The organism is Streptomyces sp. AK08-02, from assembly GCF_033795085.1.
In the GTDB taxonomy this organism is placed as follows: Bacteria; Actinomycetota; Actinomycetes; order Streptomycetales; family Streptomycetaceae; genus Streptomyces; species Streptomyces echiniscabiei.
On record NZ_JARAZV010000003.1, the window covers coordinates 117,857 to 138,211 of the forward strand.

The 20,355-nt window shown below is 72.2% G+C and carries 21 protein-coding genes and 1 pseudogene; 7 read left to right on the forward strand and 15 right to left on the reverse strand.

Annotation, left to right across the window (positions count from 1 at the left end; genetic code table 11):
• Positions 1 to 35: 35 nt before the first annotated feature.
• Positions 36 to 470 carry a hypothetical protein gene (locus PV734_RS06890; RefSeq protein ID WP_319094698.1) on the forward strand — a complete coding sequence of 145 codons (435 nt, stop codon included), beginning with the start codon at positions 36 to 38 and terminating at the stop codon, positions 468 to 470.
• An 89-nt stretch (positions 471 to 559) separates the two neighbouring features.
• On the opposite strand, the gene PV734_RS06895 is transcribed toward PV734_RS06890, so the two are convergent.
• Together PV734_RS06895 and PV734_RS06900 are read right to left on the reverse strand one after the other, a co-directional pair.
• The gene (locus PV734_RS06895) at positions 560 to 1,309 is read right to left on the reverse strand and encodes a class I SAM-dependent methyltransferase (protein WP_319094697.1); all 750 of its coding nucleotides are present in this window, start codon (positions 1,307 to 1,309) and stop codon (positions 560 to 562) included.
• Positions 1,310 to 1,330: 21 nt separating this feature from the next.
• A complete protein-coding gene (locus PV734_RS06900; RefSeq protein WP_319094696.1) occupies positions 1,331 to 1,636 on the reverse strand; it encodes a 4a-hydroxytetrahydrobiopterin dehydratase in 306 nt (101 codons plus the stop codon).
• A gap of 158 nt (positions 1,637 to 1,794) precedes the next feature.
• On the opposite strand from PV734_RS06900, the gene PV734_RS06905 reads away from it, so the two are divergent.
• Positions 1,795 to 2,691: a helix-turn-helix transcriptional regulator gene (locus PV734_RS06905; RefSeq protein WP_319094695.1), complete on the forward strand. Its 897-nt coding sequence runs from the start codon at positions 1,795 to 1,797 to the stop codon at positions 2,689 to 2,691.
• Positions 2,692 to 2,713: 22 nt separating this feature from the next.
• Here the strand turns inward: PV734_RS06905 and PV734_RS06910 are convergent, their stop codons facing one another.
• Entirely contained in the window at positions 2,714 to 3,130 is a 417-nt protein-coding gene (locus PV734_RS06910; RefSeq protein WP_319288937.1) for a hypothetical protein, read from the reverse strand.
• 259 nt (positions 3,131 to 3,389) lie between these two features.
• Here PV734_RS06910 and PV734_RS06915 point away from each other — a divergent pair, with 259 nt between their 5' ends.
• Positions 3,390 to 4,253, forward strand: coding sequence for a helix-turn-helix transcriptional regulator (locus PV734_RS06915; RefSeq protein ID WP_319094693.1), 864 nt, complete (start codon positions 3,390 to 3,392; stop codon positions 4,251 to 4,253).
• Between the two features lie 91 nt (positions 4,254 to 4,344).
• Positions 4,345 to 5,160 (forward strand): SAM-dependent methyltransferase, encoded by an 816-nt coding sequence (locus PV734_RS06920; RefSeq protein ID WP_319094692.1) that lies wholly within the window; start codon positions 4,345 to 4,347, stop codon positions 5,158 to 5,160.
• 84 nt (positions 5,161 to 5,244) lie between these two features.
• Here the strand turns inward: PV734_RS06920 and dnaK are convergent, their stop codons facing one another.
• The 5 genes and pseudogenes from dnaK to PV734_RS06945 form a co-directional block, all read right to left on the reverse strand.
• Positions 5,245 to 7,128 (reverse strand): molecular chaperone DnaK, encoded by a 1,884-nt coding sequence (gene dnaK, locus PV734_RS06925; RefSeq protein ID WP_319094691.1) that lies wholly within the window; start codon positions 7,126 to 7,128, stop codon positions 5,245 to 5,247.
• Positions 7,129 to 7,227: 99 nt separating this feature from the next.
• A complete protein-coding gene (locus PV734_RS06930; protein WP_319094690.1) occupies positions 7,228 to 7,656 on the reverse strand; it encodes an OsmC family protein in 429 nt (142 codons plus the stop codon).
• Between the two features lie 77 nt (positions 7,657 to 7,733).
• Positions 7,734 to 7,992: pseudogene (locus tag PV734_RS06935) on the reverse strand (hypothetical protein); the annotation flags it as partial.
• 111 nt (positions 7,993 to 8,103) lie between these two features.
• Positions 8,104 to 10,194: a phage holin family protein gene (locus PV734_RS06940; protein WP_319094689.1), complete on the reverse strand. Its 2,091-nt coding sequence runs from the start codon at positions 10,192 to 10,194 to the stop codon at positions 8,104 to 8,106.
• 91 nt (positions 10,195 to 10,285) lie between these two features.
• The gene (locus tag PV734_RS06945) at positions 10,286 to 10,720 is read right to left on the reverse strand and encodes a hypothetical protein (RefSeq protein WP_319094688.1); all 435 of its coding nucleotides are present in this window, start codon (positions 10,718 to 10,720) and stop codon (positions 10,286 to 10,288) included.
• 121 nt (positions 10,721 to 10,841) lie between these two features.
• Here PV734_RS06945 and PV734_RS06950 point away from each other — a divergent pair, with 121 nt between their 5' ends.
• Together PV734_RS06950 and PV734_RS06955 are read left to right on the forward strand one after the other, a co-directional pair.
• Positions 10,842 to 11,618 carry an MBL fold metallo-hydrolase gene (locus tag PV734_RS06950; protein WP_319094687.1) on the forward strand — a complete coding sequence of 259 codons (777 nt, stop codon included), beginning with the start codon at positions 10,842 to 10,844 and terminating at the stop codon, positions 11,616 to 11,618.
• Positions 11,615 to 12,235 (forward strand): DedA family protein, encoded by a 621-nt coding sequence (locus PV734_RS06955; RefSeq protein ID WP_415924163.1) that lies wholly within the window; start codon positions 11,615 to 11,617, stop codon positions 12,233 to 12,235. Before PV734_RS06950 ends, PV734_RS06955 begins: the two co-directional genes overlap by 4 nt.
• Before the next feature lie 268 nt (positions 12,236 to 12,503).
• Here PV734_RS06955 and PV734_RS06960 read toward each other — a convergent pair whose 3' ends face one another.
• From PV734_RS06960 to PV734_RS06975, 4 genes are all read right to left on the reverse strand, one after another.
• Complete coding sequence (locus PV734_RS06960; protein ID WP_319288938.1) at positions 12,504 to 13,550, reverse strand: MBL fold metallo-hydrolase; 1,047 nt, start codon at positions 13,548 to 13,550, stop codon at positions 12,504 to 12,506.
• Entirely contained in the window at positions 13,547 to 14,794 is a 1,248-nt protein-coding gene (locus PV734_RS06965) for an aminotransferase class I/II-fold pyridoxal phosphate-dependent enzyme (protein ID WP_319288939.1), read from the reverse strand. Before PV734_RS06965 ends, PV734_RS06960 begins: the two co-directional genes overlap by 4 nt.
• Before the next feature lie 134 nt (positions 14,795 to 14,928).
• The gene (locus PV734_RS06970) at positions 14,929 to 15,606 is read right to left on the reverse strand and encodes a hypothetical protein (RefSeq protein WP_319094683.1); all 678 of its coding nucleotides are present in this window, start codon (positions 15,604 to 15,606) and stop codon (positions 14,929 to 14,931) included.
• Between the two features lie 240 nt (positions 15,607 to 15,846).
• Complete coding sequence (locus PV734_RS06975) at positions 15,847 to 16,641, reverse strand: RNA polymerase sigma factor SigF (RefSeq protein WP_319094682.1); 795 nt, start codon at positions 16,639 to 16,641, stop codon at positions 15,847 to 15,849.
• A gap of 319 nt (positions 16,642 to 16,960) precedes the next feature.
• On the opposite strand from PV734_RS06975, the gene PV734_RS06980 reads away from it, so the two are divergent.
• Positions 16,961 to 17,359, forward strand: coding sequence for a DUF2795 domain-containing protein (locus tag PV734_RS06980; RefSeq protein WP_319094681.1), 399 nt, complete (start codon positions 16,961 to 16,963; stop codon positions 17,357 to 17,359).
• A 264-nt stretch (positions 17,360 to 17,623) separates the two neighbouring features.
• Here PV734_RS06980 and PV734_RS06985 read toward each other — a convergent pair whose 3' ends face one another.
• The 3 genes from PV734_RS06985 to PV734_RS06995 form a co-directional block, all read right to left on the reverse strand.
• Positions 17,624 to 17,857: a DUF6158 family protein gene (locus tag PV734_RS06985; RefSeq protein WP_319094680.1), complete on the reverse strand. Its 234-nt coding sequence runs from the start codon at positions 17,855 to 17,857 to the stop codon at positions 17,624 to 17,626.
• A gap of 74 nt (positions 17,858 to 17,931) precedes the next feature.
• A complete protein-coding gene (locus PV734_RS06990) occupies positions 17,932 to 19,551 on the reverse strand; it encodes an ABC-F family ATP-binding cassette domain-containing protein (protein ID WP_319288940.1) in 1,620 nt (539 codons plus the stop codon).
• 63 nt (positions 19,552 to 19,614) lie between these two features.
• The gene (locus PV734_RS06995; protein WP_319094678.1) at positions 19,615 to 20,271 is read right to left on the reverse strand and encodes a histidine phosphatase family protein; all 657 of its coding nucleotides are present in this window, start codon (positions 20,269 to 20,271) and stop codon (positions 19,615 to 19,617) included.
• Positions 20,272 to 20,355 lie beyond the last annotated feature (84 nt).

Consider the following 20,355-nt stretch of genomic DNA (forward strand, 5'->3'; position numbering starts at 1 on the left):
GCGAGAAACTGCTGACCGTTCTCCCACCCCTCGAGGTGGCCGGCCGGCACATCAAGCGCTACCACGTCACGGCCGACCCGGGAGGTATCGCGCCCGACGTCGAGGAGGCCGCGTACGCGATGCTGCCGAAGCTGCTCCCCGAGCCGGACGGCACCCCGCCCGCCACCTTCGTCGTCCTGCACCGGGGCGGCGACGACGGCGCCTACCTCAACGCGTACAGCTGGGTGTGGGACAACGTCCTGCACTTCCGGGGCGCCGCGGCGGGCCAGCCGGTGCTGGGCTGCCCGGACCGTGACCCCACGCACTTCATCGCGCCTGACGCCCCCTGGATCGGCTGCGTCTGGGAGCTGCCGCCGATCCTGCACGAACGCGACGCCTGGGTACGGCACTTGCTGGCGCCCCAAGTCCCGGACCTGGGCGCCTACTTGGCAGACAGCCTGCCCGAGGGAACCACTGGAGACCGCTCCTGAGCAGCTCGCACGACTTCGACTACCTGCACGGCGAGTGGACGGTCCGCAACCGCCGCCGCACCGACCCACGCCCCCGGAAGAATGGTTCCTCAGGACGACCAAGGCTTCCGGAACGCCCGCAGCGTGAACACCGGGTCCGGGCGGGGCCGGTCCTGGTCGGGCAGTGCCTCCAGTCTGGCGGCGAAGCCGTCGGCGAGCGGGTCGCCCGGCGGTAACGTCATGAACCATCCGCGTCGCAGGTCCGCGGCGGCCCGCCGGGGACTGCGCCCCTGCCCTCGCCCCCGGAAGCGCGCCTCACCGGCCGGAACCAGCCCGTGCTCGACGGCGTACGCCTCGACGACGGCCGCCGCGTCCGGTGCCGCGCGCCACGGGCGCGAGGCGAGGACGGCGTCGATGTCACTGCCCACGTTGTGCGAGGCACCCTTGTCGACGGTGGTGACGTACACCCCGCCCGGCCGCAGCACCCGCGCGCACTCCCCGACGATGGCCCGGACGTCCTCGGCCCGCCCCGCGAGATGCAGCAGCCACACACTGGTCACCGCCTCCAACCTGCCGTCCGAAAAGGGGAGTTGACGGCTATCGGCGAGTACGACGGACCCCGGCAGCCGAGCGGCGGCCCGCCTCGCCATCGCGTCGGTCAGGTCGACGCCCGTCACCCGCATCCCGGCCCGCGCCGCCGCGAGCCGCCGGGTCACGATGCCCGTACCGCACCCCACGTCGAGCAGGCTGCGCGCCTCTTCGGGTACGAGGCTCAACACGGCTTCCGCGGCAGCCGCCGCCCTGGGCTCGCCGCCGCGCGAGGCGTCGTACCGCCCCGCCTCCTGGTTGTAGTCCAGCACGATCGCGTTCCCTCGGCCCGGTCAGCTCGCCCCGTGGCCCGGTGCGAGGGCCTCGACTCTGCGGGCGAGCTGGAAGTCGAGGTCCGTGACGGCACCGCCCGCGCTGTGGGTGTTCACGGTGAGTGAGACCGTGTTGTAGCCGAGGGTGAGATCGGAGTGGTGGTCCAGTTCCTCCTGGACCTGGGCGATGTGGATGACCAGCGCCGTCGCGGCGAAGTGCGAGCCGAGGCGGTAGGAACGGGCGATGCGGTCCCCGTCGAGCGACCAGCCCGGCAGCTGCTCCAGCCGGTCCTCGGTCTCCTTCTGCGACAGCGGTTCGACGGACATGGCCGCGCTCCTTCCCTGATGTGGGGTGCTCTCCCAGCGTGCCACAAGCCGGGCGTTCCGGCCCAGGTCAGGAGGGTGTCCGACGACTGTTACGTACGTCGGGGACCGGCCGCTCGTGCGTTCGCCCCTCTCCGGCACGCCTCGGCTACGGTCGTCGTATGACCACGGTCCCGACCGGCGGCGCGGCCCGCCTCATCGCCCCCACGGACAAGGCGCACAACACGCGCTCGGGAGCCGGCCCGCTGCTGCGGGTCTGGCGCGAGCGGCGGCGCGTCAGCCAGCTCGAACTGGCGCTGCGGGCCGACTCCTCCGCCCGCCACATCAGCTTCGTCGAAACGGGCCGCTCCCGCCCGAGCGAGGAACTGCTGCTTCGGCTCGCGGAACACCTGGACGTCCCGGTCCGGGACCGCAACGCCCTTCTTCTGGCGGCCGGTTACGCCCCGCGCTACCGCGAGACCCCGCTCGACGACCCGGCGCTGGAGTCCCTGCGCGAGGGTATCGAGCGGCTGATCCAGGGCTACGAGCCCTACCCGGCGTTCGTGGTCGACGCCACGTACGACGTCCTGGCCGCCAACCGGGGCATCCTGATGCTCCTCGATGGTCTCCCCGAGTCCGTGCTGGCGCCGCCGCTGAACGCGATGCGCCTGACCCTGCACCCGGACGGCCTTGCCTCGCGCATCCTCAACCTTCCCGAGTGGCGCGGGCACCTGCTCGGCCAGATGGAACGCCAGATAGCCCTGCACCGCTCGGACCCGCTGCGCGCGCTGTACGAGGAGGTCGCCGCGTACCCGGTACCGGAGGGAAGGGAAGGACGGGAGAGACAGGAGGGCCCGGCGGACCGGACGGCCAACTCGGCGTCCACATCCGCGTCGGAGTCCGCGTTCGCGTTCGCCCTGCCGATGCGGATCGAGCACGAGGGCCGAGTGCTCTCCTTCGTCTCGTCGATCTCCACCTTCAACACCCCGATGGACATCACCGTCGCCGAGCTGGCCATCGAGACGCTCCTCCCGGCCGACCCGGCGACGGTCAAGTACCTGCACTCGATGACGAGTTGATGCGTCGGCGCGTTGGCGCTCCTCAGCGATTTGCTCGCAGCGACACGTACTGCAGCGCGGCGAACCCTGCCACGACAGCCGCCTGCAGCAGCGCCCAGACCGTCCCGACCGTGCTCGGGGTGAGCCACAGAGCAAGCGCGACACAACTGACCACCGCCCAAGCCAGGTTGACCTCGATCACCACCCGCACCGGCAGCACGCCCGGCTGCCCGCGCGAGGCCAGCCACCCGACGGCCCCGGCGTACAGGGCCAGGACCAGGCCGAGTTCGAGCAGCAGCCCCGAGCCGACGCCGAGGAGACGGGCGAGCGGGCCGGCCGCCACCAGGTAGGCGATCGCGTTCGCTCCGGTCACCAGCGCGTCCAGCGCCAGGAAGCGGCGCAGCATCACGGGCGGTTCGGCGGACCGGGCGGCGAGCGCGGCGAACTGGGTTGCGGACATGGCGGATCCCCTTCATCGAGGTCGAGACGGAAGTCGAAGCAGAATCGAGGCAGAAGTCGATGTGCGGAAGTCGATGCAGAACCGGAACCCGGGTTCCGGACCGGAGTGCGCCGCCCCGGAACCCGTTGCCACCACTGTTCCGCGCACGCTCACCGGGGTCGATTACCTCCGGGGTAATCTCCGGGTTTCGAATCTGTCGGGCCGACAGCGGAACGTGACACACTGTGCGCGATACTTCGGCGCGTAGGGGAGGCGTGGCGTGAGTGAGCGGCGGGCTGCGCCCACCGTGGGCCAAGTGGTGCTCGGGCGTCGGCTCCAGGAGCTGCGCGAGGCCGCCGGGCTGAAACGGGAAGAGGCAGCGCGGGTCCTGCGGGTGGCTCCGGCGACCGTACGGCGGATGGAGATGGCCGAGGTCTCCCTCAAAATCCCTTACGTACATGTGCTGTTGACGGCGTACGGCGTCCCCGAGGACGAAGTGGCCGTGTTCGTGGACCTGGCCGAGGAGGCGAACGCGCCCGGCTGGTGGCAGCGGTTCTCCGACGTCCTGCCCGACTGGTTCAGCATGCATGTGAGCCTGGAGGGCTCCGCCCGGCTGATCCGGAGTTACGAACCGCACTTCGTGCCCGGCCTGTTGCAGACCCCGGAGTACGCGCGTGCCGTCATGGAGGCCGGGACGATCGGCCACACAGGCCCCGAGGCGGTCGAGCGGCATGTGTCGCTGCGCATGGCCCGGCAGAAGCTGCTGACCCGCGAACACCCGCCCCACCTCTGGGTGATCATCGACGAGACCGTGCTGCGCCGGCCCGTGAGCATCGACGGACAGGTGATGCGCGACCAGCTGGACCGGCTCCTCGACGTGTCGGAGAGCGGTCATGTCACCATCCAGGTCGCCGAGTTCATGGACGGCCCGCATCCGGGCACGTCCGCGCCCTTCGAACTGTTCCGCTTCGCCGAGCCGGAACTGCCCGACATGGTCTACACCGAGTACCTGACCGGTGCGCTGTATCTGGACTCCCGCCACGAGGTCGCCGCGCACCTGGAGGTCCTGGACCACATGACGGCGGGTGCCGCGTCGGCCCAGCGCACCAAGGAGATCATCGCCGAGTACCGCGACGGCTACTGAACAACGGCGCCTGCCACGGGACTTGATCAGCCGCAGCACGGATCAGGGATCAACGGATGTACGGATCACGGAACTTGAGGAGCGACACCGCATGACCGCACCCGAGGGCGCGCCCACCCGCGTGGACACCAGCAGACCCCACCCCGCCCGGGTCTACGACTGGTGGCTCGGCGGCAAGGACAACTACCCGGTGGACGAGGAGCTGGCCCGCCGGATCCTCGCCGTGGACGGCACGGTGCTGCGCGGCGCGCGTGCCAACCGCCGGTTCATGCAGCGGGCGACACGGACCGCCGCCGAAGCGGGGATCCGCCAGTTCCTGGACATCGGTACGGGCATCCCCACCGAGCCGAACCTGCACCAGATCGCCCAGAGCGTCGCGCCCGACGCCAAGGTGGTGTACGCGGACAACGACCCGATCGTCCTGCGCCACGCCCAGGCCCTGCTGCACGGTACGGCCGAGGGCACGACCGAGTACGTCCACGCCGACGCCCGCGATCCGGAGACGATCCTGCGCATGGCCGGCGAGTCCCTCGACTTCACCCGGCCCGTCGCGCTGTCCCTGGTCGCGCTGACCCACTACCTGGGCGACGACACCGACGGCGACGATGTGCACGGCCTGCTGAAGACGTACGTCGACGCGCTCGCCCCGGGCAGCTATCTGGTCCTCTCGCAGGTCACACCGGACCTCAGTCCCGAGGCCATCGCGAAGGCGGCCGAGCACTTCCGGCGCAGCGGCACCCCCTTCTTCCCGCGCCCGCTCGCCGAGTTCCACCGTTTCTTCGACGGCCTCGAACTGCTGGGCCCCGGCGTCATCCCCGTCTACGGCTGGCGCCCGGAACCGGAGGACGTGGCAGCCCAGGCGGAGGGCATAGTGCCGGTGTACGCGGGAGTGGCCCGCAAACCCTGAAGAGTGCCGACGGAAGGGGCGCGGGCTTCAGGGGCGCGAGGAACTGCGCGAGCAACCACAACGAGCCCGCACCCCGCAAACCACCTAAACCCCCGCCCCCTTCCCGCCACCCCCCTCTCCCCGCTCGTCATCAACGATCTCCGCATCCACCACCCCCTCGTCCTCCGCCGCAGACCCGGCGTCCCCCGTACCTCCGCTCTCCGTCGGAGACCCCCGCTGGGCCTGCGCGTACATCGCCTGCCCCATCCGCTGGCTGACGGTGGCGAGTTTCTCGACCCCCGCCCGCAGCACGGCGATGTCGGTCTCCCCGGACAGGAGTGCCTTCACCTCGGCGACGGCCTCCGCGACCTCGGACTTCGCCTCCGCCGGCACCCGTTCCTCGTTGTCCCGTACGAACTTCTCGGTCTGGTAGACGAGTTGCTCGGCCTGGTTGCGCGTCTCGGCCGCCTCCCGGCGCCCGCGGTCCTCGTCGGCGTACTGCTCGGCCTCCCGCATCAGACGGTCGATGTCGTCCTTGGGAAGCGCCGAACCGCCCGTGACGGTCATCTTCTGTTCGCGGCCGGTGGCCAGGTCCTTCGCCGAGACATGCATGATCCCGTTGGCGTCGATGTCGAAAGCGACCTCGATCTGCGGCACGCCGCGCGGGGCCGGCGGCAGCCCGGTGAGGTCGAAGACCCCCAACTTCTTGTTGTACGCGGCGATTTCGCGTTCACCCTGGTAGACCTGGATGCCGACCGAGGGCTGATTGTCGGCGGCCGTGGTGAAGATCTCCGAACGCCGGGTCGGGATCGTGGTGTTGCGCTCGATCAGCTTGGTCATGATGCCGCCCTTGGTCTCGATGCCAAGGGACAGCGGGGTGACGTCGAGCAGCAGGACGTCCTTCACGTCACCGCGGATGACACCCGCCTGGAGCGCGGCACCCAGGGCGACCACCTCGTCCGGGTTGACGCCCTTGTTCGGGTCCTTGCCCGTGAGTTCCCTGACCAGTTGGGTGACCGCGGGCATCCGGGTGGAGCCGCCGACCAGGATCACGTGGTCGATCGCGGAGAGCTCCACTCCCGCGTCCTTGATCGCCTGACTGAAGGGCTTCTTGCAGCGGTCGAGCAGATCCGCGGTGAGTTCCTGGAACCGGGCGCGCGTCAGTTTCTCCTCAAGGTGCAGCGGTCCGTCGGCGGAGGCGGTGACATAGGGCAGGTTGACGGTCGTCTCGGAGGAGCTCGACAACTCGATCTTCGCCTTCTCGGCGCCCTCGCGCAGCCGTTGCAGCGCCATCTTGTCGGCACCGAGGTCGATGCCGTACTGCCCCTTGAAGCGTTTGACGAGGTGGTCGACGATCCGCTGGTCCCAGTCGTCGCCGCCGAGTCCGGTGTCGCCGTTGGTCGCCTTGACCTCGATGACTCCGTCGCCGATCTCCAGGAGCGACACGTCAAAGGTGCCGCCGCCCAGGTCGAAGACGAGCACGGTCTGTTCCTCGCCCCGGTCGAGGCCGTACGCGAGGGCGGCGGCCGTCGGCTCGTTGATGATCCGCAGGACCTTCAGACCGGCGATCTCGCCGGCCTCCTTGGTGGCCTGCCGCTGGGAGTCGTCGAAGTACGCCGGGACGGTGATCACCGCGTCCGAGACGTCCTCGCCGAGATACGCCTCCGCGTCCCGCTTCAGTTTCTGCAGTACGCGCGCGGAGAGTTCCTGGGCGCGGTATCTGGTGCCGTCCACGGATCCCTGCTCGGGGAACCGCCAGTGCCCGTCGCCCATATGGCGCTTGACGGAGCGGGCCGTGCGATCCACGTTCGTCACGGCCTGCCGCTTGGCGACCTCGCCGACGAGCACCTCGCCGTTCTTCGCGAAGGCCACGACCGACGGTGTGGTCCGCGCCCCCTCGGCGTTCGCGACGACGGTGGGCTCACCGCCCTCCAACACGGCCACCACCGAATTCGTGGTCCCGAGATCGATCCCGACCGCACGTGCCATAGCTGTCCCCTTCCGCCGGGTCCCTCCTATGACGTACCCCGGAAACGGCCCTGCCGCGCACCTCGGACCGAGGCGCGCGGCAGGGTGGGTGAGCGAACGTCAGGCGAGCTTCGCCGACAGGGTGATCGTCGTGCCGGTCAGGGCCTTGCTGACCGGGCAGTTCTCCTTGGCGTCCTCGGCGGCGGCGACGAAGGCGTCCTCGTCGAGGCCGGGCACGGTGCCCTCCACGGTGAGGTGGATGCCGGTGATGCCCTCACCCGGCTGGAAGACGACGTCCGCCGAGGTGAGGAGCTTGGTGGCCGGGGTTCCGGCGCCGGCCAGGGCGTGCGAGAACGCCATGGAGAAGCAGCTGGAGTGGGCGGCGGCGATCAGCTCCTCGGGGCTGGTCTTGCCGTTCGCGTCCTGGGCGCGCGAGGCCCACGTCACGGGCTGCTCGGCGATGGCGCCGGAGGAGTCGAAAGTGACAACTCCGCTGCCCTCCAGCAGGTTGCCTTCCCAGACGGTGTGTGCAGAGCGCGTGGTAGCCACGGTTCTTCCTTTCGCGTGTGGTCCCGGTGCCGGGGTTCCGTGTCCCCCATCCGATCACACTCCGGCTCACTTCCGGCTCACTGCACGCGAAAGACGGGCCCATGGGCGGTGAACGGCAGACGAGCGCCCCGCGGAATCGGATGGGCGTGCTCGCGCCGCACCCGCGGGACGTGGCACCAGCCGTCCGTGCTGACCGGCACGGGTGCCCCCGGCGGCAAGTCGTCGGCCCTGTGCGGCAGTTCGCCGCCCGGCCGCGGCACGGTCCCGCCGCGCCCGTGCACCCGGACCCGTTCCGGCGATCTCCGCGACCGGCGGACAGCCCGCGTCGTGTGCGGCGCGGCAACTCCGGGGTCGTAGAGGACCGGAGCGCGCGAAGGCGCGAGGTCCGGTACGAAAAGTGTGGGTACGCGGAAGCGGGAGCGCAGCCGATTTTCCGGCGGCCCGCGCTCAGGCGACCTGGTGGTCCCCGGAGACCTCCAGGGGCACCTGCGGCCCGTTGCACTCGCGCAGCCAGCGCCGCAGTACGCGGTGGAGTTGCTCGGCGCCGACCAGTTCCGTCCCCTCCTCGACCGCCTCCGACAGCGCGAAGGGCGCCAGCAGGAACGGCTTGCCCTGCGCCCCGCCGAGCCCGCCGTGCGAGCCGATCTGCTCCTCGAAGGCGAGCACCTCGCCCTCGGCCGGGTCGTACGAGGAGTTGACCATGATGTCGGCGGTGTGCGGGAAGGAGTGTGTACGGCGCACCGCGCTCGCCGCGCCGGAACCGAAGTCGGCCAGCGGAGTGCCGTGTTCGTCGCCCGGTTCGCTCGGTTCGTCGAGCGCGTCCACCGGGATCTCCACGCCGTGCGCGCCCAGCACCACCCCGCCGTGCGCCTCGCTCGCGACGAGGACGAAGCCGACGCCGGGATGGTTGGCGAGGGTGGTGAGCAGCGCGGGGTGACGGGCGTCGATCTCCTCCCTGGTCATGCGGTGATGCACGTCCGGGAAGGAGATGAGCCCGAGGTTGCCGGAGGCGAGCACCAGCGGTTCGGAGTGGTGGCCGGTGGGCACGTGGTGTCCGCCGTTCTCCTCGACGGGTCGGCGCAGCGCGGCGCGCACGGCGGCCCGCGCCTCGGCCCCGCTGTGGGTACGACGTGCCCTGCGTGGCACGGGCAGTCCGCAGCCGGCCCGGACCAGGTCACCGAGGCCGAGCCCGTACCGGCCCCGGAAGGTCTCGCCGGGGCTCTGGCCGTGGTCGGAGAGGAGGACGATCCGGTACGGGCGGGGCGCGTGCTGGGCGACTTCCGCGATCAGCGCGGTGGCGCGGTCGAGGCGTTGGAGGACCTTCTCCGCATCGCGGCTGTGCGGCCCGGAGTGGTGGGCGACCTCGTCGTAGGCGACCAGGTCGGCGTAGACGGCGGTGCGCCCGGCGAGCATGTCGCCCATCACGGCGGCGACGACCACGTCCCGTTCGATGACCGTCGCGAAGGCGCGGATGAAGGGGTAGAGGCCGCCGCGTGCGATCCTCGGGCGCCGTTTCCGGATCCGGGCCATGGTCGACTGGCCGATCTCGCGGCCGACCTCGGCGAAGAAGGACAGGGCGGTGCGGACGGCGTTGGCGGGGTCGGAGAAGTAGGCGAAGTAGCCCGCGCGGGAACGGTTCTCCCGGCCGCGTCGGCCGGCGACGGACAATACGAGTGCCTGCTCGGCGGCGCCGCCGCCGAAGAGGTTGCCGCGGCTGGCCCCGTCGACGGTGAGCAGTCCGCCGTCACCGGTGCGTTCGACGGCCCGGCGCTGGAGTTCGGCGGCGCTGGTGGGCCGGTTGCAGACCATGACCTCCCCGGTGTCCTTCTCGTACCAGCGGAAGGCCGGGATGTCGTGGTTGGTGCCGTGCAGGATGCCGAGTTGGCTGGCGCCGGTCTGGCTGGACCAGTCGGTACGCCAGGGGGTGAGCCGGTGGGTGGCGTCCAGCCAGCCCGCGACGGTCGGCATCAGCCCCTTCTCCGCGGCCCGGACGAGGACGTCGTGGCCGACGCCGTCGAGTTGCAGGAACACCACGCCGGGCGTCGTGGGGCCCTCGAACGGCCGCGCGAGGCCGCGTCGGTCGGCGAGGCGGTAGAGGCGTCTCCGGTAGGCGTCGTCGTCCCGTACGGCCAGTGCCGCGCCCGTCGCCGAGGCCACGGCGGACATCACGGCGGCGACCACCACCGCCGTCTCCGGGGCCGCCTCTGGGCGGTCGGCCGGGGTCAGCCGCAGGGCGACGAGCAGCAGACCGCCGTTGAGGAAGAAGACCAGCAGGCCCAGTACGAGGGCGGGCACGAGCAGCAGGAGCCGTACCAGGACCGGCCAGGCCAGGGCCGACAGCAGACCGAAGGCGCCGGCGCCGATGGCCGCGGTGACCGCGATCCGGGTGGCGCTGTCGCCGTCACCGGTGCGGATCTGGAAGTCCGGCAGGAGGCCGGCGAGCACCAGCATCGTGAGCGTAGACACGGCCCACACCGCGACGCTCCGCCCGATCTGGCTGGCGATCCGCCGCCAACGCCCCGCACCCACGTCCCGCACACCTCACGTCCCGGCCCGTCCCCACGGCGGGGCCTGTGCACACCCTGTCACAACGAGGGAGCGGAGCCCGGCGTGCGGGCCGGGCGCGGGTTCAGCGGCCGTCGTACCCGGCGGTGGGCATGGACAGGCGCCGGTGCACCCGGGCCTTCATCTGGGCGTCGTACGAGGGTTCCGCGCGGCCCACCGTCTCCACCCGCACCCCGCGTCGCGCGCACTCGGCGGTGAACTCGTCGACCGAGGTCAGCGCGTGCTCCAGGACTCGCTGACTGGGCGCCACGAAGAGGTCGAGGCCCGGCTCGACGCCGTCCCAGAGGGCGGAGTGGTCGGGCCGCAGACTCCGTACGAGCAGCTCCCGGGTGACGACGTAGCCGTGCTCGGCGGCCCAGCGGGCGCACATCGCGTGCTGGCTGCGGGAGTCGACGAGGAAGGGCTCCTCGTCCAGTTCCTCCAGCGGTGTCAGGCTGGCGATCGCGGTCACCCGCGGTACCGCGCCGCGCAGACCGACGGCGGCGTGCGCGTGTCCCATGGCGTCCCCCTCAGCTCCGGGCTTCCCCGCTCACCTCAGGGTTTCCCCACTCGCCCCGGGTTTCCCGCCGACCCTACTCCTGCCCGTAGGCTTCGGGGAGTCGCGCGAAGGAGGCAAAGGGGTGCCGGTGGAGATCACGTGGTGGGGTCACGCCACCTGTACGGTCGAGGACTCGGGCGTACGCGTGCTCACCGATCCCCTGTTCGTGCGCCGGCTCGCCCATCTGCGCCGTCGCCGGGGCGAGTTGCCGCCGCCCGGCGCATGGCGCGCGGACCTGGCGCTCGTCTCCCATCTGCACTCCGATCACCTCCATGTGCCCTCCCTCGCGCGCCTCGCGCCGGGCGCGCGCCTGATCCTGCCCCGGGGCGCGCCGAAGGCGGTGCCCGGCCTGTCGCGCCGGCTGGCGCATCTCCGGGTGACGGAGGTGTCCGCCGGGGACCGGGTGGAAGTCGGTGACCTGGTCGTACGGGCCGTGTCCGCGCGGCACGACGGGCGGCGGCTGAATGTCGGACCGCAGCGGGCGCCCGCGCTCGGCTATGTGGTCGAGGGCGAGGCGCGGACGTACTTCGCCGGGGACACGGGCCTGTTCGCGTCGATGGCCGAGGAGGTCGGGCCGGTCGACGCCGCGCTGCTGCCGGTGGGCGGCTGGGGGCCGTATCTCGGGGAGGGGCATCTGAACGCGGAACGGGCGGCCGAGGCGCTGGCCCGGTTGGCGCCGCGCAGCGCGGTGCCGGTGCACTACGGCACGTACTGGCCGATCGGGATGGACGCTGTGCGCCCCCATGAGTTCCACGCGCCGGGTGAGGAGTTCGTCCGGCTCGCGGCGGCGCGCGCGCCCGCGGTCGACGTGTACCGGCTGGAGCACGGCGAGAGCGTACGCCTGGGGGTCGCGCGGTGAACGTGGTCCTGGCCGCCGCCTCGACCTCGGGGCAGGGGTCGGCGGGGCAGGCGATCGGCTATCCGACGCTGTTCCTGCTGGTGCTGGTGGGTGCGTTGGTGCCGGTGGTGCCGACGGGGGCGCTGGTGAGTTCGGCTGCCGTGGTGGCCTTCCACGAGACCGCGCCACTCGCCATGGTCCTGGTGTTCGCGGTGGCCTCGGTGGCCGCGTTCCTCGGCGACGTGGCGCTGTACTGGCTGGGCCGGCGCGGGATGGACTCGAAGAACGGGTCGCGTTGGCTGGCCGCGATCCGGTCGCGGGCGCCCGAGGACCGCCTCGCGCAGGCCCAGCGGAAGCTGAGCGAGAACGGCGTGACGGTCCTGGTGCTGTCCCGGCTGGTGCCGGCCGGGCGCATTCCGGTGATGCTGGCCTGTCTGATGGCGAAGTGGCCGGTACGCCGCTTCGCCCGCGGTGACATCCCCGCCTGCCTGGCGTGGGCCGCGACGTACCAGCTGATCGGCGTCCTCGGCGGTTCGCTCTTCGACGAGCCCTGGGAGGGCGTGGTGGCGGCGGTCGCCCTGACGCTGGCGATCAGCGCGGCACCCAGTGCGTGGCGGCGGATACGCGGGACGGCCTGAGCGGGGGCCGGGCCGGGGCCCGCGGGGTTGCGGCATTCCTCGGACACCAAGAGGCGAACCCAGCCATTTCAGCCCGTCCGGGGGTCCCCCCTCTGGGGGAGCTTGAGGACAAGGCCCGTTCAGGACCGGCTCCCCTCCCACCCCGGCCCGCACCTTCAGCCCGTCCGGCGCTTGAGGACAAGGCCCGTCCAGGGCCGGAGCGGGGGTCTGGGGGCGCAGCCCCCAGGTACAGGATGGGACGGGTAGGGGCGGCGGGGGCGAGAACAACTCAGCCCAGTACCCGTGAACCCCCGACCGGCAGGTCCCACAGGTCCTCACGGGCCAGGCCGGCCTTCTGCCAGGCGGCCCGCACCCGGGTGAGCGGTTCGAGGACCGGCTCGGCGGAGAGCACGAAGGTCGCCCAGTGCATGGGCGCCATCCGGCGCGCGCCGAGGTCCATGGCGGCCCGTACCGCTTCCTCCGGGTCGCAGTGGACGTCGCTGAGCCACCAGCGCGGGTCGTACGCGCCGATCGGCAGCAGCGCGAGGTCGATGCCCGGGTAGCGCTGTCCGATACGGGCGAACCAGTGGCCGTACCCGGTGTCGCCCGCGAAGTAGACGCGCTGCCCGTCCAGGTCGGTGAGCACCCAGCCGCCCCAGAGGGTGCGGCAGGTGTCGGTGAGGCCGCGCTTGGACCAGTGGTGGGCCGGCACGAAGTCGAAGCGGACACCGTCCAGTTCGGCCGTCTCCCACCAGTCGAGCTCGGTGACGTGCGTGAACCGGCGGCGCCTGAACCAGCGGCCGAGCCCGGCGGGCACGAACACCGGGGTGTCGCGCGGGAGTCGGCGCAGGGTCGGGGCGTCCAGGTGGTCGTAGTGGTTGTGGCTGATGACGACGGCGTCGACGCGCGGCAGCGCGCTCCAGGCGACGCCCACGGGGGTGATCCGGGCCGGTGTGCCGAGGATGCGGCGGGACCAGACCGGGTCGGTGAGGACGGTGAGGCCGCCGATCCTGACCACCCAACTGGCGTGCCCCGCCCAGGAGACGGCGATCGTGCGCGCGTCGACGCGGGGCAGCGGGCCGGGTTCGAAGGGCAGCCGCGGGATGTCGGCGAGGCCTTCCGGTGTCGGCCGTACCGCGCCCTCTCTGGCGAATCTGGCCATGCCCCTCAGGCCTGGCAGAGGGGTGGTCAGCCGGTCGGCGAAGGAACGGGGCCACACCCGGGTCCCGTGCGGCGGCTGAAGCGTCTCGGGCGGCGAGGTCCCGACCGCGCTGTTTCCGATGCCGATGCTCGGGTTCGTGCTGGTGCTCGTGGTCGACTCGGACTGCTGCGTCATCGAGGAGGCTCCCGTCGCTGAGCGTCGTCACAAAGATCGTCGAAGGTTGATTCCACCAGGGTCAACGCGCGTCGCACGTGTGGCAGTTCCAGTGGTTCGGGTGACGTGAGCGACTGTGTCCGTTCCGCCGGCGTGTCCCCGAGCAGCGCGCCCGTGGCCAGCCGGACGCGCAGCGACGCCAGGTCGTCCCCGAAGCGGTGACCGCCCGGTGCGGGCATGCCGAGCCGGTCGGTGAGGTGGTCCTCCAGTTCCTGGGCGTCGCCGACGCCGTGTGCGCCGAGTGCGGTCCGCAGGGGGCCGAGATCGACGTACAGATGGCGTCCGGCCCTCGGCGGCAGGGCCAGACAGCCCGCGGCGACGACCGCGCGGTGCACGGCGGTCGCCACGCGCGCGTGCAGGCGTACGGCGGCGGTGAGCCGTTCGGTGACGGGCTCGGGCTCGCCGAGCGCATAGCGGGCAGCGGCGGCGACGGGTTCGGCGATCCGGGCGCCGAGCGCGGTGAGTACGTCGAGCACGCGCGCGCGGAGGGCGTCTCCGGAGGCGTTCGCGGGGAAGCGGGCGAGGGCGGCGGGCCAGCCGGGCGGCAGCCACGCGCCGCGCAGGTCGGTGACGACGGTGACCCGGTCGGGCAGCATCTCGGCCGGGCTGAGCAGCACGGTGTCCTGCGGCCGGTGCAGGGTGTCGCGCCAGGTCTCGTCACTGACCAGGTGCAGCCCCTCCCCCACGGCGGCCTCGACGGTCTCGTGCAGGAGTTCGGGCGGCGCCACGGTGGCCGTCGGGTCGTCAGCCACGGACAGCACGAGCAGCCGCGGATCACCGCCCTCGGCCCGCACCCTCCGTACGGTCTCCAGCAGGGCGTACGGGTCCGGCACGCCTCCGCAGTCGGCCGGGGTGCCCACGTGGAACACGGATCTGCCCAACGCCCGTACCTGCGGCGCCCACCAGGCCGGGCAGGGCCGGGGCACCAGGACGTCACCGCCGATCGCGGCGGTCAGCGCGTGCAGCAGGGCCGGGGCGCCGGGCGCGGCGGCCACCTGGTCGGGCTCGGCGGGCAGTCCGCGCCGGGTCCAGTAGCCGCGGGCGGCGTCGAGGAGCGCGGGGCCTCCGCCGGCCGGCTGGGCATCGGGGCGGGTGGCCGCGGCGGCGAGCACGGCGGCGAGTTCGGGCAGTACGAGGAGTCCGTCGGCGGGGAGCGGCGGGCCGTAGCGGACGGGGCCGTGCCCCTGGGAGTCCGTCCGCCGCATGCGTTCCTCCGCGCGTTGCCTGTGCGGTGCGTGTGCCCGCCCGTGCCTACGAGTACCCACGGTCACAGGGACCCGTGGGAGCCCGCTGGGGTTGCTTCGGCCGGCCCGGCGGGCGGTGCGGGCGGCGGTCCGGGTCAGCCGCGCGTCGGCTTCTCCCTGCGGCGCAGCCGGTGTACGGCGGCCCCGGCGGCGCCCGCGATCAGCACCCCGCCGGCGACCAGCGCGGGCACCGAGTCGGTGAACGCGCCGCCCTGGCCCGCCTCCACCCCGCGCTGCACCGGTGCGGGGGTGCGTTCGGCGGTGCGCGGGGGGCAGGAGGACACGTCCTGGAAGTCGCCGTTCTGGAAGTCGCCGTGGGGGTCGGTGCCGCAGGTGCCGGTGCCGGTGCCGTCGCGGGTGACTGTGAACGTGGCCTTCCACGCCTTGCCCTGGCTTCCGGCCTGCCCGGGACACGTACCGTCGGCGGACCATTCGGCGGCGGGCGCTGTCGCGTTCTGGTCGCCCTCGAAACTCCAGGCGGGCGCGATCTTCGCGGTGCCGCTGTAGGCGGGGCCGGTCACCTGGTCGTCGTTGCCGGGCACCTGCTGGAGCTGGACGGTGCCCTGCTCGAAGCCCTGGGAGTGCGCGTCGATGGACGCGGGCGGGGTGCCACCGGTCGCCTCGCAGGCCACGGAGACGGTGACGGTGCCGCCGGGTCCGACGGTGCGCGGGTTGACCTCCCCGGCGGCGTCCGCGGACGCGGCCGAGGCGGCGGCACCGAGGGCGGCACCGGCCAGGGCGGCGACGGACAGGACACGGGCGGTGCGGCGCATGGCTGGGCTCCTTCGAGCGGCGGCTGCGGGGAGCGTCGGGTGATGCCCCGCACCCCATCACAGCCCGCCCGGCGGCGCCGCGCGCGCGGCCGGGCACCATTCGCGGGACGGGCACGCCCGAGCGGGTGACGGCGGGCCGACGCGTGTCGCGCTCACCGAGCTGCTTCAGCTCGGTGAGCGCGACACGGCGGGAACGGTTCGCGGACCGGAATCCCGGCAACCTGCCCGGGTGGGTCCGTTCTAGGCCGCGTCCTTCATGACCTGGTCCCGCAGCCGGTTGCAGGAGCGGCTGATCAGGCGGGAGACGTGCATCTGGGAGATACCGAGCTGTTCGGCGATGCGGCTCTGGGTCATGTCCCCGAAGAACCGCATGTAGAGGATGGCGCGTTCACGCTCGGGCAGTGCCCGCAGACGCGGTTTGACGGCCTCGCGGTCGATGACGGTGTCGAGGGCCGGATCGGCGGCGCCGAGGGCGTCGCTGAGGGAGTATCCGTCCTCGCTGCCGGGCAGTTCGGCGTCGAGGGACAGCGCGGTGAAGCTCTCCAGCGCCTCCAGGCCGGCCTTGACGTCCTCCTCGGTCAGGTTGGCGTGCTCGGCGATCTCCGCGACGGTGGGCCTGCGCCCCGAGATGGTCTGCGAGAGGTCCTGGGAGGCGAACCGGACCCGGTTGCGCAGGTCCTGGACCCGGCGCGGGACGTGCAGGGTCCACATGTGGTCGCGGAAGTGGCGCTTGATCTCCCCGGTGACTGTGGGGACGGCGTAGCTCTCGAAGGCGTTGCCGAGTTCGGGGTCGTAGCGGTCGACGGCCTTGACCAGGCCCAGCGCGGCCACCTGACGCAGGTCGTCGAGGCTTTCGCCGCGGCTCCGGAAACGGCCCGCGAGCCGGTTGGCCATGGGCAGCCAGGCCTCGACGATCTTCGCCCGGAGGGTGTCGCGCTGCTGACCCGGAGGGAGCGCGGCGAGCTTGCGGAAGGCCTCGGCGGTGTCGGGGGCGTCGTCGTGCGGATGCCGCTTCGGACTCGTGTGGGTTCGCATGGTGCGTCGCAACTCCCTAGGAGTGCTCGGGGTGGACGGGTTCCCGCGGGAGGGTGCGCACCACCGGGACAGAGACACACCCGGGTCGGTGATCCACCGCTCCCACGGACGTGCCTCCTGTCCGAAGCACTGATGCTGCGCCTGCCCCGCCGTATGCGTGCCAAACAGGTTTCGCCCAGCACTGTCCGGTGACTCGGCCGGTACCACCCGTACGCCTCCTCCACCAGGGAGGAGGCCCCCGGGCAGGAAGAGCCGTCGAGGCGTGTCGGCCGCGGATCCTCGGGTACGCGGCCGGAACCCCCGAAGTCTGGAGGCACGCATGCAACAAGGCAGCGGCCGCGTCAGCGCCCATCGCGACGACGAGATGAAGCACCAGGTCCAGGGCCTGCTCAGGTCCGGCCGTCCGACCCGCACCGAGGAGTGGAACGACCCGGAACCCGCCGCCGAGGACGACCCGCCGATCGCGGGCGGCCCGGTGGATCCCGGCCGCGCACCGGCCGGGATCGCGACGGTGCGCTTCGAACTGGCCCGCTATCTGGGCCGTACGTCCTTCCCGGCCGGGCCACGCGAACTGCGTGGCCTACTGCGCGCCGGCCATGCCCCCGACACGCTGGTCGAGCCCCTGGAGCGTCTTCCCCCGAAGGCGCGTTACGCCTCCGTCCAGGAACTGGCCGTGGCGGTCGTGGGCGGCCCCGGGGAGCCCGGGGAGGACGCGTAGCCGGTCCCCAGGGAACGGATCGGGGACACGTTCCCCGTTCAGGAGGTCGTCGGCGAGGTGGCAGCCCGACGATCTGAAGGCATTCTGCGAGGCACTCGTGTCCGAGTTCGGCAAGGAGGCCGCCTGACGGCGCTTCCTACCGGTAGCGGTCCCGCCTTCGTCGCGGCGGTCGCGGCCCATCGGCGCTGGGATCTCCCCCGGTGCGCCGCTGAGATCCACCGCCGCCGGTGCCGCTGCCACCAGAGCCTGGCAGCGGCACCGTTCTCACTTCTGGGTGCAGTCCCGGTCCCGGGCGCCCTCGCGGGTGCGGCCCGCGGCGATCGGGCGGCGCGGGTGGCGGCGCAGGTACTCGCCCTCCAGCTGCGCCATCCGGTCGTTGTGGGCGCGCAACGCGTCGCTCGACGCGTGCAGCAGCGTGTCGTGACGGGTCCGGTGGATCGTCTCCAGCTCCCTCATCAGCTGCTGGTCGTCCAGTCGGCCCGGGTCGACTCCGGTCATGGTGGCACCCCACTCGTCGCGTCCGAGTCCTTCGCTACGCGACCCGAGTACCCCTCGCCGCCCGGGCGAAGCCCCTACCGCGCCCGCTCCACCCGCCGCTCGTCCCATACGGGCTCCGGGGTCTCACGGATCTTCCCGTCACTGCCGAACACCAGATATCGATCGAACGAACGAGCGAACCAGCGGTCGTGTGTGACAGCGAGAACCGTGCCCTCGAACGCCTCCAGCCCTTCCTGGAGCGCCTCTGCGGACTCCAGGTCGAGGTTGTCCGTCGGCTCGTCCAGCAGCAGTGCCGTGACGCCCTGCAGTTCGAGGAGCAGGATCTGGAAGCGGGCCTGCTGGCCGCCGGAGAGCCGTTCGAAGCGCTGCTCGGCCTGGGCGGTCAGTTCGTAGCGGCGCAGCCGGGACGAGGCCGCGCCCCGGTCCTGCGCGTGCTCGGCCCACAGGATGTCGAGGAGCGTACGGCCCTCCAGCTCGGGATGGGCGTGCGTCTGGGCGAAGTGCCCGGGCACGACCCGCGCACCGAGCTTCCACTCGCCGGTGTGCGCCACGGTGTCCCCGGCGAGCAGCCGCAGGAAGTGCGACTTGCCGGAGCCGTTGGAGCCGAGGACGGCCACCCGCTCGCCGTAGAAGACCTCCAGGTCGAAGGGCTTCATCAGCCCGGTGAGCTCAAGTCCCTTGCAGGTGACGGACCTTACGCCGGTCCGGCCGCCCTTGAGCCGCATGGTGATGTCCTGCTCGCGCGGCGGCTCCGGCGGCGGGCCGGCCTCCTCGAACTTCCGGAGCCTGGTCTGCGCGGCGGCGTAGCGGGACGCCAACTCATGGCTGATGGAGGCCGCCTGACGGAGGTTCAGGACCAGCTTCTTCAGCTGGGCGTGCTTCTCGTCCCAGCGCCGGCGCAACTCCTCGAAACGCGCGAACCGTTCACGCCGCGCCTCGTGATAGGTCGCGAAACCCGCGCCGTGCACCCACGCGTCCGCACCGGCGGGCCCGGGTTCGACGGACACGATCTTCTGCGCGGACCGGGAGAGCAGCTCCCGGTCGTGGGACACGAACAGCACGGTCTTGCGGGTCTCCGCGAGCCGCTCCTCCAGCCACCGTTTGCCGGGTACGTCGAGGTAGTTGTCCGGCTCGTCGAGGAGCAGCACCTCGTCCGTGCCGCGCAGCAGCGCCTCCAGCACCAGCCGCTTCTGCTCACCACCGGACAGGGTGCGCACCAACCGCCACTGCGCCTTCTCGTACGGCATGCCGAGCGCGGCCGTGGTGCACATGTCCCACAGGGTCTCGGCCTCGTACCCGTGCGCCTCGGCCCAGTCGGAGAGGGCCTGCGCGTACTGGAGCTGGGCCGCCTCGTCGTCGACGGTCAGCATGCCGTGCTCGGCCCGGTCGACCGCCTTGGCGGCCTCCTGGATCCGCGGGGTGGCGACCGACACGAGCAGGTCGCGTACGGTCGTCTCGTCCCGTACGGAGCCCACGAACTGGCGCATCACGCCGAGCCCACCGCTCACGTTGACGGTCCCGCCGTGCGGCTTCAGCTCGCCGGAGATCAGCCGCAGCAGGGTCGTCTTCCCGGCGCCGTTGGGCCCCACGAGGGCCACGACGGCCCCTTCGCCCACCCGGAACGACACATCGCCGAGCAGCGCCCTCCCGTCGGGAAGGTAGTACTCAAGGTGCGCTGCTTCGAGGTGTCCCATGAGGACGCATTCTGCGGTCCCACCACGACCCCGGGCAAACCCATATCCACGGCCGGACAGGTCCTAGCCGTGCAGTGCCTCTCCCGCCGGTCCGCTGCCCGTGTCCGGCCCGGCCGCCGCGACCACCGCGCCCGCCCAGGACACCGCCTTCCAGCCGTCCGCCGGCGAACCCTCCAGGACGACCACGCCGGTGTTGTCGAGCCGGTGCTCGGCGGCGAAGGGCACGTCGACGTTGTCCGCGCGGGCCGCAGCCCACATCCGGATCACGGCGCCGTGACTGACCATGACGACCGTGCCGGCCCCGCTGTCCGCGGCCTCCGCGACGACCGCGTCGAACCGCCCGAGCGCCTCCACACCGTTCTCCCCGCCCGGCATGCGCAGCTCCGTGTCGCCGGCCGCCCACGCGAACAGGGTGGTCATGTAGGTGTGCGCGGACTCGGCGTCGCCCCGCATCTCCAGGTCTCCGGCGGTCACCTCGCGGATCCCGTCCCGCACCCGCACGTCGAGGCCGCGCGCCTCGGCCAGGGGCGCGGCGGTCAGCTGCGTACGGGTCAGTGTGGAGGCGTAGATCGCGTCGACGGCCTCATCCGCGAGGGCCTCCGGCAGTGCGGCGGCCTGCCTCGCTCCCAGCTCGGTCAGCCTTGCCCCCGGAACCGCGGTGTCCAGCAGGAACTTCACGTTCGACGGGGTCTGACCGTGCCGGATGAGCAGCAGACGCATACAGGTTTCCTTTCGCCCCACGACTTCCCGACGAGCCCCGTGACCTGTTCGACAAGACAAAAAGGCTCACTTCAGGGTACCCAG

What these genes read in the sequence shown, in the direction of transcription:
- PV734_RS06905 (WP_319094695.1), top strand. Translation starts at nt 1,795, where the DNA reads ATGACCACGGTCCCGACCGGCGGCGCGGCCCGCCTCATCGCCCCCACG.
- PV734_RS06900 (WP_319094696.1), bottom strand. Translation starts at nt 1,636, where the DNA reads ATGTCCGTCGAACCGCTGTCGCAGAAGGAGACCGAGGACCGGCTGGAG.
- PV734_RS06985 (WP_319094680.1), bottom strand. Translation starts at nt 17,857, where the DNA reads ATGACCGGAGTCGACCCGGGCCGACTGGACGACCAGCAGCTGATGAGG.
- PV734_RS06945 (WP_319094688.1), bottom strand. Translation starts at nt 10,720, where the DNA reads ATGGGACACGCGCACGCCGCCGTCGGTCTGCGCGGCGCGGTACCGCGG.
- dnaK (WP_319094691.1), bottom strand. Translation starts at nt 7,128, where the DNA reads ATGGCACGTGCGGTCGGGATCGATCTCGGGACCACGAATTCGGTGGTG.
- PV734_RS06970 (WP_319094683.1), bottom strand. Translation starts at nt 15,606, where the DNA reads ATGCGCCGCACCGCCCGTGTCCTGTCCGTCGCCGCCCTGGCCGGTGCC.
- PV734_RS06965 (WP_319288939.1), bottom strand. Translation starts at nt 14,794, where the DNA reads ATGCGGCGGACGGACTCCCAGGGGCACGGCCCCGTCCGCTACGGCCCG.
- PV734_RS06980 (WP_319094681.1), top strand. Translation starts at nt 16,961, where the DNA reads ATGCAACAAGGCAGCGGCCGCGTCAGCGCCCATCGCGACGACGAGATG.
- PV734_RS06920 (WP_319094692.1), top strand. Translation starts at nt 4,345, where the DNA reads ATGACCGCACCCGAGGGCGCGCCCACCCGCGTGGACACCAGCAGACCC.
- PV734_RS06960 (WP_319288938.1), bottom strand. Translation starts at nt 13,550, where the DNA reads ATGACGCAGCAGTCCGAGTCGACCACGAGCACCAGCACGAACCCGAGC.
- PV734_RS06995 (WP_319094678.1), bottom strand. Translation starts at nt 20,271, where the DNA reads ATGCGTCTGCTGCTCATCCGGCACGGTCAGACCCCGTCGAACGTGAAG.
- PV734_RS06975 (WP_319094682.1), bottom strand. Translation starts at nt 16,641, where the DNA reads ATGCGAACCCACACGAGTCCGAAGCGGCATCCGCACGACGACGCCCCC.
- PV734_RS06910 (WP_319288937.1), bottom strand. Translation starts at nt 3,130, where the DNA reads ATGTCCGCAACCCAGTTCGCCGCGCTCGCCGCCCGGTCCGCCGAACCG.
- PV734_RS06990 (WP_319288940.1), bottom strand. Translation starts at nt 19,551, where the DNA reads ATGGGACACCTCGAAGCAGCGCACCTTGAGTACTACCTTCCCGACGGG.